9 protein-coding genes are annotated in these 11,258 nt (G+C 64.7%); 3 read left to right on the top strand and 6 right to left on the bottom strand.

Annotation, left to right across the window (positions count from 1 at the left end; genetic code table 11):
- Nucleotides 1–12: 12 nt before the first annotated feature.
- Both SLG_RS07440 and aspS read right to left on the bottom strand, forming a co-directional pair.
- Nucleotides 13–798, bottom strand: a complete 786-nt coding sequence (locus tag SLG_RS07440) for a polyphosphate kinase 2 family protein (protein ID WP_041391809.1) — start codon at nt 796–798, stop codon at nt 13–15.
- 148 nt (nt 799–946) lie between these two features.
- Nucleotides 947–2,737, bottom strand: coding sequence for an aspartate--tRNA ligase (aspS, locus tag SLG_RS07435; protein WP_014075835.1), 1,791 nt, complete (start codon nt 2,735–2,737; stop codon nt 947–949).
- Nucleotides 2,738–2,882: 145 nt separating this feature from the next.
- Here aspS and rnd point away from each other — a divergent pair, with 145 nt between their 5' ends.
- Both rnd and SLG_RS07425 read left to right on the top strand, forming a co-directional pair.
- On the top strand, nt 2,883–4,052 hold the full coding sequence (gene rnd / locus SLG_RS07430; RefSeq protein ID WP_014075834.1) for a ribonuclease D: 1,170 nt from the start codon (nt 2,883–2,885) through the stop codon (nt 4,050–4,052).
- A 1-nt stretch (nt 4,053) separates the two neighbouring features.
- On the top strand, nt 4,054–4,350 hold the full coding sequence (locus tag SLG_RS07425) for an I78 family peptidase inhibitor (protein WP_014075833.1): 297 nt from the start codon (nt 4,054–4,056) through the stop codon (nt 4,348–4,350).
- A 58-nt stretch (nt 4,351–4,408) separates the two neighbouring features.
- On the opposite strand, the gene SLG_RS07420 is transcribed toward SLG_RS07425, so the two are convergent.
- From SLG_RS07420 to SLG_RS07405, 4 genes are read right to left on the bottom strand one after another with little or no spacing between them, the layout of a single operon-like run.
- Nucleotides 4,409–5,920 (bottom strand): Ppx/GppA family phosphatase, encoded by a 1,512-nt coding sequence (locus SLG_RS07420; protein ID WP_014075832.1) that lies wholly within the window; start codon nt 5,918–5,920, stop codon nt 4,409–4,411.
- A 16-nt stretch (nt 5,921–5,936) separates the two neighbouring features.
- On the bottom strand, nt 5,937–8,087 hold the full coding sequence (locus tag SLG_RS07415; RefSeq protein ID WP_014075831.1) for an RNA degradosome polyphosphate kinase: 2,151 nt from the start codon (nt 8,085–8,087) through the stop codon (nt 5,937–5,939).
- 6 nt (nt 8,088–8,093) lie between these two features.
- Nucleotides 8,094–8,726 (bottom strand): hypothetical protein, encoded by a 633-nt coding sequence (locus SLG_RS07410; protein ID WP_014075830.1) that lies wholly within the window; start codon nt 8,724–8,726, stop codon nt 8,094–8,096.
- Nucleotides 8,723–9,982 carry a hypothetical protein gene (locus SLG_RS07405; protein ID WP_041392871.1) on the bottom strand — a complete coding sequence of 420 codons (1,260 nt, stop codon included), beginning with the start codon at nt 9,980–9,982 and terminating at the stop codon, nt 8,723–8,725. The genes SLG_RS07410 and SLG_RS07405 overlap by 4 nt, the downstream gene beginning before the upstream one ends.
- A gap of 58 nt (nt 9,983–10,040) precedes the next feature.
- Here SLG_RS07405 and purM point away from each other — a divergent pair, with 58 nt between their 5' ends.
- Nucleotides 10,041–11,147 (top strand): phosphoribosylformylglycinamidine cyclo-ligase, encoded by a 1,107-nt coding sequence (purM, locus tag SLG_RS07400; RefSeq protein ID WP_014075828.1) that lies wholly within the window; start codon nt 10,041–10,043, stop codon nt 11,145–11,147.
- Nucleotides 11,148–11,258: the final 111 nt, after the last annotated feature.

The raw sequence follows: 11,258 nt of genomic DNA, 5'->3' as shown, positions 1-11,258 counted from the left end.
CAGAGCCACGCATCAGTCGTCGGGATCGTAACCGAAGGCCTCTTGCGCCAGCCGGATCACGGCCGGATCGGCTGGCGGCATGTCCATTGGCACATGCTTCTCCAGCGCGTCGGCAATGCAGGTGAGCGCCGCGATCCGCGCCGATTTGCGATCATTGCCGTCGATCACATGCCAGGGCGCCCAGCGCGTGTCGGTCCGCGCGAACATCTCCTTGATCGCTTCAACATATGCGTCCCGCTTCGCCCGGTTGCGATAATCCTCAAGGCCGGTCTTCCAGCGCTTGAACGGATCGTCCAGGCGCTGGGCGAGCTGGCGATCCTGCTCTTTCTGGGTGATGTGGACGAACAGCTTCACGATGGCGGTGCCGCTGTCCACCTGCTGCGCCTCGAACTCGTTGATCTCGTCATAGCCGCGCTTCCACTCCTTCTCGGAACAGAAGCTTTCCACCCGCTCGACAAGCACGCGCCCGTACCAGCTGCGATCATAGATCGCGATATGCCTGTCCGCCGGGAGGCGCGTCCAGAACCGCCAGAGGAAATGCCGCCCGAGTTCGTCCTCAGTGGGCGCCGATATGGACCAGACCTTGAAATAGCGTGGATCGAGCAGCGCCGTCATGCGCTTGATGATCCCGCCCTTGCCGGCCGCGTCCCAGCCTTCCAGCATGACGACGCTGCGCCGCTTGTGAACGATATGCGCGACCTGGATTTTCTCCAGCCGCTTCTGAAGCTTGAGCAGAGCCTTGTCGAAGTCGCCTTCGAAATTGCCGCCCTTCTCATAGTCGGAAAGCTTGATGGCCATGCCCCACCCTACCGCCCGGGTAGTCATTGTCGAGAGTGCATCGCCCTGAAGGCCGTGGATCGCACACCGCTCGCCCGGCCTTGCTCATCCGGCCCGCCGGGGAGGCCGGATGAAGGCATGGGCAGGCGGTGAAGCCCCTCGGCTGCGCTCAACCCTTCTGCGGCTCGACGATCCGGATATGCAGTTCCCGAAGCTGCTTGAGCGTCGCAGGCGCCGGCGCCTGCATCATCAGGTCCTCGGCCTTCTGCGTCATCGGGAAGACGATCACTTCGCGGATGTTCGGCTGGTCGGCCAGCAGCATGACGATGCGGTCCACACCGGGCGCGGAACCGCCGTGGGGCGGCGCGCCATATTTGAACGCATTGATCATGCCCGCGAAATTCGTGTCGACATCCTCGCGGCTGTAGCCGGCAATCTCGAACGCCTTGTACATGATCTCCGGCTTGTGGTTCCGGATGGCACCCGACGACAGCTCGACGCCATTGCAGACGATGTCATACTGCCACGCGAGGATGTCGAGCGGGTCCATCGTCTCCAGCGCTTCCAGCTCGCCCTGCGGCATGCTGAAGGGATTGTGGCTGAAATCGATCTTCTTGGCGTCTTCGTCATACTCGAACATCGGGAAGTCGACGATCCAGCAGAACTCGAAGCGATCGGGATCGATGAGCCCGAGCTGCTCGCCGACTCGCGTGCGCGCAAGGCCGGCGAGCTTCGCTGCCTGCGCTTCCTTGCCGGCCGCGAAGAACAGGCCGTCGTCCGGCCCGAGACCGAGCGCGTCGGCCAGCGCGTTCATCTTGTCCTCGCCATGGTTCTTGGCGATGGGACCGCCCCACTCGCCGCCCTTGCGGGTGGCATAGCCAAGACCGGCAAAGCCTTCGCCCTGCGCCCAGGCGTTCATGTCATCGAAGAATTTCCGGCTCTTCTCGGCGGTGCCGGGCGCGGGAATGGCCCGCACGACATCGCCGCTCTCCACGATCGACGCGAAGCGGCCGAAGCCCGAACCCACGAAATGCGCGCTGACATCGGAAATGAGGATAGGATTGCGCAGATCCGGCTTGTCGCTGCCATATTTGAGCATGGATTCGCGATAGGGAATGCGCCGGAACGGCAAGGGACTGACCGTCCGCTTCTTGCCCTGCCAGTCGGCAAACTCCTCGAACACGCCGTGAAGCACCGGTTCGATGGCCGCGAACACATCGTCCTGCGTGACGAAGCTCATCTCGAAATCGAGCTGGTAGAACTCGCCGGGCGACCGATCAGCGCGGGCATCCTCGTCGCGGAAGCAGGGGGCGATCTGGAAATAGCGATCGAAACCCGCCACCATCAGGAGCTGCTTGAACATCTGCGGCGCCTGGGGCAGCGCGTAGAACTTGCCCGGATGCACGCGGCTGGGCACCAGATAGTCGCGCGCGCCCTCGGGCGAGCTCGCCGTCAGGATCGGTGTCTGGAATTCCGTGAAGCCCTGGCCGATCATGCGCTGGCGCAGCGACGCGATGACGTTGCTGCGCAGCATGATGTTGGCGTGAAGCGTTTCCCGGCGCAGATCGAGGAAACGATATTTGAGGCGAATCTCTTCGGGATAGTCCAGCTCGCCGGCCACCGGCAGAGGCAGCTCCTGCGCGGCGGACTGCACGCTGGCATCCTCCGCGCGAATCTCGATCTCGCCGGTGGAGAGGTTCGGATTGACCGCTTCCGCCGCACGCGCGACCACCTTGCCGGTGATCGTCACGACGCTCTCCGCCTTGAGGCTTTCGATCACGGAGAAAACCGGCCCGTCGACTTCCGTGACGATCTGCACCATGCCGTAATGATCGCGCAGATCGATGAAAACGAGGTCGCCATGGTCGCGCTTGCGGTGAACCCAGCCGGAGACGCGGACGGTCTCCCCGACATGAGTGGATCGAAGCTCCCCGCAGGTGTGCGTGCGATAGGCGTGCATGCGTGACTGGCCTTTATTTCGTGCCCCTCATTGCGAGGCGGCTGGATGAATGACAAAGACTGACAAGGAGGCTAAGGGACGCGCCTTGTCTCGCTTATCCCGGCTCCCGACCCGAGGACCGGCCCATAATAAGATCACTTGCCATATGCAAATCCATCCACTGATTACCGAGAATGCAGCTCTGTTCGCCTTGTGCGAGCGCATGGCGAAGGCGGATTTCATCGCCATCGACACCGAATTCATGCGCGAGAACAGCTACTGGCCGGATCTGTGCCTGTTCCAGATCTCGGACGGCAAGGAAGCTGCCGCCATCGATCCCAAGGCGTCGGGGCTGGACCTCAAGCCACTGCTGACGCTGCTGGTCGACAATGAGGACGTCCTCAAGGTTTTCCATGCCGGAGGGCAGGATATCGAGATTGTCTACAATCTCACGGGCAAGACGCCCTATCCCCTGTTCGACACGCAGATTGCCAGCATGGCCCTGAGCCAGGGCGAGCAGATCGGTTATTCCAATCTGGTCGACAGCTGGCTCGGCATCCATCTCGACAAGGGCGCGCGCTTTACCGACTGGGGCCGCAGGCCGCTCGACAAGCGGCAGATCGATTATGCCATCGGCGACGTGACGCATCTCGCCGAGATCTTCCCGCTGATGTTGGAGGAACTGCGCAAGACAGGCCGCGGGATCTGGCTCGATCAGGAAATGGAGCGGCTCGCCGATCCGTCCAACTACACCGTGAACCCCGGCGATGCCTGGAAACGCGTTCGCATCTCCAGCCGGAAGGCCGAGGTGCTGGGGCGCCTCAAGGCGATCGCCGCATGGCGCGAGCTCGAAGCGCGCGACAAGAACCTGCCCCGCGGGCGGATCGCGAAGGACGAGACGCTGGCGGACATCGCTTCGCATCCGCCCCGCGCCCAGGAGGATCTGGGCAAGGTGCGCGGGCTTTCCGCAAGCTGGAAAGGCAATGAGATCGGCGCGCGCCTGATGGCCGCCATCCAGTCTGCAAAGCCGCTGCCGCGCGAGGAGATGCCCGAGCGCGATCCAAGCCGCCCGGGCCTCGGCAAGGAAGGCGCGCTGGTCGCCGATCTGCTCAAGCTGCTGCTCAAGATCCGCTCGCGCGAGATCAACGTCGCTTCCCGCCTGCTGGCACGCTCCGACGATCTTGAACTGCTGGCCGCGGGTGTGCGGGCAAACCTGCCCATTCTCGAGGGCTGGCGTTTCGAGCAGTTCGGCCGCGATGCGCTCGATCTGGTGGAGGGTCGGATGGCTTTCGCGGTACGCGATGGTAAACTGCTGATGACTCGCACGGAGGCCTGACATGCGCCGGACCATTGCTCTCGTAGCCGCCATCATGCTGCCGGGCTGCGCCGCCACCACTGCCGAGGGCCCGACCACGCCCCCGCAGGCCACCGGTGAATGCGCGAACGAAGGCCTCGGCACTTATGTCGGCCGCAAGGTGAGCGCCGAGCTGGGCGCGGAACTGCTCGCCAGATCGGGTGCGCGCACCCTGCGCTGGGGCCCACCCGGCAGCGCGATGACCATGGACTTCAGGCAGGACCGCCTGACAGTTTCCTATGACGAGGCCATGATCGTCACCAGCGCCCGCTGCGGCTGAGTCGGCCAGGACGACGCAGGGTCAGTTCACGCGGAGGCCGGTCTGCCGACAGGCCGGATCATGCATCGACGAGGAAGCCGGCTCCCATGGCACTGCCCAGCTGGCGGAGTCGCCGGTCGATCGCTTCTCCGGCCAGTGCGGCATATTCCGGCTCCAGCTTCAGGATGATCGTGCCCTCCCGCGTGCCGATCGACGATCCTTGCAGGGGCCCCTCGGCACCGCCGGAAAGCCGCTGACACAAGCGAATGGCAAGACCCCATTCGATCGCGCGCCGCAGGAACTCCGGCGGAGCGAGGGCTTCGAGCGCGGGAGCGATCATGGCGCCGCCACCGAAATTGGCATGAAGCGCCTGGGCCATGGCCGCGCGCTCTGCCGCCGTGACGCCGGGCCAGTTGCCGTGCAGCGCGAATTCGAGGCCGCGCTCGGCCCGGAAATCGGGATTGGCACGCCAGCCGACATCGGCCAGGAGGCAGGCCGCGAGGCGTACACGCGCCCATTCGGGCGGATCGTTCTCGAACAGCGGTGCAATCCAGCCCGCGATCTGGTCGCCATGACCCACGAACCGCCCTTGCGCATCGCCCTCGATACGGGCGGCCACCAGCAAAGGATCCTGCTCCGCCAGTTCCGGCGGCAACTGCTCGAACAGGAGGCCTTCGCGAAGGCCGAAAGCCGAGACTGTGAGGCGGGAGGGCCGCAGCCGCTCGACGATGGCGACCAGCATATGCGCCGCATCGGGCAAACCCGGCAGACGCGCGCTGCTGACAGCGGGCAGGCCCTTGAGATCGGCCTTCTGTGCCCGCTCCAGCCATTGCAGCAGTGCCGCAGGCCGATCCGGCGTCATTTCATAATGATGGAGGATCGGCAGGGGATAGCCGGTGATCTGCATGTCGAGCCGCGCCAGCGCCCGCCAGCTTCCACCGATGAGATAGAATGGCACATCGGCAGGCAAGTCGTCGCCGCCCAGTTGATGCAGCAGTGTATCGAAGCGCTGCGCGAGCGCCTTCTTGCCCCGCCGCCTGATCTCTCCGATGCGGAACACGCCCAGCGGCAGGGACACCGCCGGCCCGACACCGCCCGCGCCGACCCGCACCAGTTCGAGGCTCCCACCGCCCAGATCGCCCATGATCCCTTCGGCCTGCGGGATGCCGGAGAGCAGGCCGAAGGCTGACGCCCTGCCCTCTTCCTCGCCGCTCAACATGCGGACCTGGAATCCGAGGCTGTCCGCGCGCTCGATGAACTCGGCGCCGTTACCGGCGTCCCGCACGGCGGCGGTCGCCACGCAGATCACTTCTTCCACCGCCATTTCTTCGATCAGCCGGGAGAAGCGCTCCAGTGCCTGAAGACCGCGCTCTATGGCGCGCTCGCCGATCCGCCCTGTCCGCCCGATGTCGGCGCCAAGGCCGGCCATGATCTTCTCGTTGAACAGGATGAAAGGCACCCGCCGGGGCCCATCATAAACGACGAGGCGGACACTGTTCGAACCGATATCAATGATTGCGGTGCGACGGAAATGGGCGCCTTTGAGCGTCGTCTGCCTCGACTGGCCTGTGGGACGATCAAGCAATGTCACGGGAAGCAGGCTCCGTTCAGCCACGTTTGCCGAGCGAAAGCTTGGGCACCGCAACGTCCTTGCGCCGCGCCGCGCCGCGCCCGGAAAGCGACGGATTGGTCATGAAATAATGGTGCAGATTGAACCGCTTGCCTTCCGGCTTGAGGCGTTCATAGGAACCATCGGCGTTGAGCACCCAGCTTTGTTCATTGTCGAGCAGATTGGCCACCAGCACCTGGTCGAGCACCTGATCGTGAACCGTCGGATTTTCGATGGGGAGCATATACTCCACCCGCCGGTCGAAATTGCGCGGCATCCAGTCTGCCGAACTGATGAACAGCTTTGCGTCGTTGTTGGGCAGCGCCTTGCCATTCCCGAAGGCCCAGATGCGGCTATGCTCCAGGAACCGGCCGACCACCGACTTGACGTGGATATTGTCGGACATGCCCGGCACGCCCGGCCGCAGACAACAGATGCCCCGCACGATCAGTTCGATCTTCACGCCGGCGTTGCTCGCCGCATAAAGCTTCTCGATGATGGCCGCATCCACAAGGCTGTTCATCTTGGCCCAGATATTGCCCGGGCGTCCGGCCCGGGCATGCTCGATCTCGGCATCGATGAGCTCGGTCAGCCTCTGGCGCAGATTGAGCGGCGACAAGGTGAGCAGTTCCATCGACTTGGGTTCGACATAGCCCGTGATGTAGTTGAACACGGCAGCTGCATCGCGCCCGGCGCGCGGATCGGCCGTGAAGAAGCTGAGATCGGTGTAGATGCGGGCCGTGACCGGATGATAGTTGCCGGTGCCGAAATGGCAGTAGGTGCGGAAGCCGGTGCCTTCGCGACGGACGACCATGGATATCTTGGCGTGCGTCTTCCACTCGATGAAGCCGTAGACCACCTGCACGCCGGCCCGCTCGAGCTGGCTGGCCCAGAGCAGGTTCTGCTCCTCGTCGAACCGGGCCTTGAGCTCCACGATCGCCGTGACAGACTTGCCGGCATCGGCCGCGTCGATGAGCGCGCGGATGATCGCCGATTGCTTGCCGGCGCGATAAAGCGTCTGCTTGATCGCCACGACGTCCGGGTCGGCCGCCGCCTGCTTCAGGAAAGCGATGACGACATCAAAGCTTTCATAGGGATGGTGGACAATGATGTCCTTGGCCTTGATCGCGGCGAAGCAATCCCCGCCATATTCGCGGATGCGCTCCGGGAAGCGGGGGACATAAGCCGTGAACTTGAGATCGGGACGATCCTCCTCGACCAGCTCGGCGAGATCGGTGATGCCCACGAAGCCGTCAATGTCCACTGACATCGCCTCATGCCCCTGCATCAGCGTCTGGAGCATGTTCTCGACCGGCTCGGCAACACCGCGCTCCATCTCGAGGCGAATGATCCGGCCGCGTCGGCGCTGCTTGATGGCGCTGCGATAATAGCGGACGAGATCCTCCGCTTCTTCCTCGATCTCGATGTCGCTGTCCCGGAGGATGCGGAAAAGCCCGCTCTCGCGGACGATGAAGCCGGGGAACAGCAGATCGGTGAAGCGCCGGACCAGCGATTCCATCGCGATGTACCGTGCCGTACGGCCCGGCATGCGAATGAAGCGCGGCAGCGTCGCCGGCAGGATCACCAGTTCCTGCACCACCTGCTTGTCCGACTCGCGGACGAGATCGAAGAACAGGCCAAGTCCCTTGTTGGGGATGAAGGGAAACGGATGTGCCGGATCGAGCGCCTGAGGCGTGATGATCGGGAAGACCTGCTCCATGAAATGCTCGCGCAGCCAGGCCTCGGCTTTCCCGTCGACCTGCTCCGTGCCGATCACATTGATCCCGGCGCTGCGCAGGGCCGCCCACAGGTCGTGCCAGACGCTTTGCTGCTCGGCCATGAGCGCGTCGGCGCGCGCCCCGATGGCTTCGAGCTGCTGGGCCGGCGTCAGTCCGTCGACCGAACGGAGCTCCACGCCCTGAAGCTGCTGCTCCTTGAGCCCGGCCACGCGGACCATGAAGAACTCGTCGAGATTGTTGCCGGAAATGGAGAGGAAGCGCAGCCGCTCCAGCAGCGGATGCGCGGGATTGGAGGCTTCTTCCAGCACGCGCTGGTTGAAGTTGAGCCAGGAAAGCTCGCGATTGAAATAACGCCCCGGTTCAGGGATCGATGCATCGGAAATCGACGGGACAGGATCGGCTTCAGCCACGGTCGTTCATTCTCCGCGCGAAAATGGATCGGTTGTTTCGCCTGGCCCGGTTTCGTTACGGAAAAGTTGCCGCACCGATCCCACGGAAAGCTTCTGCCCCGTCGCCAGCGAGGCGGCATTGAGGCGGCTCACCAGAGCTTCGATCGCCCCATAGCATCGCTCGGAACGCCGGGCGAGATATTCCGGGACATCCGGTGCGAAGGCGGAGCCGGCCTGCTCCAGCCCATGTGCGATGAGTGCCGCGCTGACCGCCTCGTCAGGCAAGCCGATCCGGGCGATCGCGGCGGTGCCAAGGCGCGTGTGCAAGTCCGGCAAGGCGATCCTCCAGGCGGGCGGCGGCTCCGGCGCGATCAACAGCAGCGGCGCCTTCATGTCCTGCGCGTCGTTCCAGAGCGTGAAGAGATGCTGCTCGTCGGCGCGATGAGCATCATCGACCACTTGCCCGCCGTTCTCGGCCGCGAACAGCGCGCCCACGAGCGTCTTGCCCGAGCGTGGCGGCCCGACCAGCAGGGTGCAGCATGAAGGCCAGCGGGACCAGTTGCGAACCAGCGCGATGGCATCAGCATTCGCTTCATGGATCAGCAGGCTGTCTCGCTCCCCCCGCTGCGACCAGCCCATGGGCAGCGGCAACTGGCTCATCGGTCGCCGCCCCCCGGAGAGGGTTGTGCCGCCGGAGCGCCGGCCCGGCGGACGATCCGCAGCGTGCTCCCTGAACCGCTGACGGAGAATCCGCGCGCTTCCAGCGCGACGCGAAGCTGATCGGCCGAGCCGGTGAAACCAAGCTGCATCACCGAAGTGCCGCCCAGCGCCAGGCTCGTCGTGGATATGCCGCTGACGCCCGGGACAGAGCGCAACAAGGCCTGAACCTCGCTCAGCGACGTGGGGGACGGCGTATCCACCATGATGGTGAGGCCGCCATTCACTTGCCCCGTTCCTTCCTCGCTCGGCAGGGCGGCGAGGAGCGAATCCAGATTCTCGACGCCTTCCAGTTCAACGGCGTTGACCGGCTCCTCGATGACCAGCGAAGGATCGGGTCGCAACGTGCCGCTCGCCAGCGCACGGGCATAGAGCGCATCGATCCGGCCGACCGCGTCCGCCATCATTTTAGGCACGTCCTGCGACCTGTTCACGGTCATGGTGAAACTGCCGACAAGATGATTGTCCGGCCCATAACGCGCGGTGAAATGGCCGGTCACAGGACCGCCGGGCCAGGTCCGCTCGAGACGTGCGATCGGCATGATGACGTCGGCAGCCCCATAGAGATCGAGCAATACCCGCCACCAGTTGCGACCGCGCCGCCCGGTCTGGCCGGCATTGAGCAACATCGGATCGGCACCATCGCCAACGGTGCGCACATAATCGATGCTGCTCTCGGCGGTCCGGAACATGGCCCAGGCCTTCTGCCACTCACTCGGCCTCTCGAAGGTAGTCGCGGCACCACCATCCCACAGCACGGGAATCACCAGAAGCGGCGGAGAGCGCATGATCTGGCCGCTCACGCCAAGCGCCTGCCCGGCCCGGGCACGATCGAACATGACGGCCAGCGTGGCGATGTATCGATTGGGGCCGATCTGCTCCTGCTGGACCTCGATGCCGGAAACCAGGCCATCCAGCACGCCGTCACCCAGCATCGGCCCGCCCGCGCCGTTCGTGCGCTGCCAGAGCGCGCGCCAGCCGAGTCGCTGGGCGAGGCGCCAGCCGGTCGCGCGAGCGGCGTCGGCGTTGGGACCGTAAACGTCCACGCGAATGTCCCGCACCTCGAAATCGCCATTGGACGCGATCGGCGCGATCCCTCGCTCGCCTTCGATCTGCGCAACAAGCACGGCCGCAAAGGCTGCCAGAACCAGCAGAAAAACGAGGTGAATGGGGCGCAGGGAAGGCAGGCTGAGCGTCACGGCGTCCTTTTGGCGGCATTGCTCTGGAAAACCAAGCCCGATTTGGTAATGGCGGCACATGGACAGCAAGCACAACGCTCCCCCCGCCTACACCTATGCCCAGGCCGGCGTCGATATCGCCGCAGGCAACGCGCTGGTGCGCGCCATCGCGCCGCTCGCCCGGGCAACCCGGCGCCCGGGGGCCGACGCGGACCTCGGCGGCTTCGGAGGTTTCTTCGATCTCAAGGCGGCAGGGTTCCGCGACCCGCTGCTGGTCGCGGCGAATGACGGCGTGGGCACGAAGCTCAAGCTCGCGATCGACAGCGGGAAGCACGACACGGTCGGCATCGATCTCGTGGCGATGTGTGCCAACGACCTGATCGTGCAGGGTGCCGAGCCCCTGTTCTTCCTCGATTATTTCGCGACCGGAAAGCTGGACAACGGCGTTGCCGAGCGCGTGATCGCGGGAATTGCGGAAGGCTGCAGACAGGCCGGTTGCGCGCTGATCGGCGGCGAGACGGCGGAAATGCCGGGCATGTATGCCGATGGAGACTATGATCTTGCCGGCTTCTGCGTCGGCGCGGTCGAGCGGGACGAGGTCCTCACTGCCGACAAGGTTGCCGAGGGCGACGTAATTCTGGGGCTAGCCTCCTCGGGCGTCCATTCGAACGGCTATTCGCTGGTGCGTCGCCTCGCGACGGACAAGGGCTGGAAACTGGACCGCCCTGCTCTCTTCGATCAGGAGGTGCTGTTGATTGACGCGCTGATGGCGCCCACGCGGATCTATGTGAAGCCACTGCTCCCGCTGGTCCGCAAGGGACTTGTTCACGCCATGGCCCACATCACGGGCGGCGGCCTGCTGGAGAACATCCCGCGCATTCTGCCGGCCGGTCTCCATGCGCATGTCGATGCCGATCTCTGGCCACAGCCGCGGCTGATGGCCTTCCTGCAGGCGCAGGGCAATATCGAGCCGGGCGAAATGGCTCGCACTTTCAACTGCGGCATCGGCATGGCCGTGGTCGTCGCGCCCGGCGATGTCACCGGCGCGACTGCCGCGCTCGAGGAAGCCGGGGAAACGGTGCATCGCCTCGGCGAGATTCGCGCAGGCGACAAGGGCTGCACCGTAAGGGGCTCGGCGGAAAGCTGGAGCGCGATGGCCGGCTGGAGCGCGACGCATCTCGGCTGACGCCTGCCGCACGTCATGCTGACCTTGTTTCAGTATCCATTTGGCCGCATTGGCCGATCCCGATCGCAGATAGCCCCTGGAACAGGTTCAGGGCGATGGTGAATGAGTAGG

It is taken from the genome of Sphingobium sp. SYK-6, from assembly GCF_000283515.1.
Taxonomy (GTDB): domain Bacteria; phylum Pseudomonadota; class Alphaproteobacteria; order Sphingomonadales; family Sphingomonadaceae; genus Sphingobium; species Sphingobium lignivorans.
Note: the sequence above shows the minus strand (reverse complement) of the source record. Positions and strands in the feature narration are given on the sequence as shown.

What these genes read in the sequence shown, in the direction of transcription:
- rnd (WP_014075834.1), top strand. Translation starts at nt 2,883, where the DNA reads ATGCAAATCCATCCACTGATTACCGAGAATGCAGCTCTGTTCGCCTTG.
- SLG_RS07440 (WP_041391809.1), bottom strand. Translation starts at nt 798, where the DNA reads ATGGCCATCAAGCTTTCCGACTATGAGAAGGGCGGCAATTTCGAAGGC.
- SLG_RS07410 (WP_014075830.1), bottom strand. Translation starts at nt 8,726, where the DNA reads ATGAGCCAGTTGCCGCTGCCCATGGGCTGGTCGCAGCGGGGGGAGCGA.
- purM (WP_014075828.1), top strand. Translation starts at nt 10,041, where the DNA reads ATGGACAGCAAGCACAACGCTCCCCCCGCCTACACCTATGCCCAGGCC.
- SLG_RS07425 (WP_014075833.1), top strand. Translation starts at nt 4,054, where the DNA reads ATGCGCCGGACCATTGCTCTCGTAGCCGCCATCATGCTGCCGGGCTGC.
- aspS (WP_014075835.1), bottom strand. Translation starts at nt 2,737, where the DNA reads ATGCACGCCTATCGCACGCACACCTGCGGGGAGCTTCGATCCACTCAT.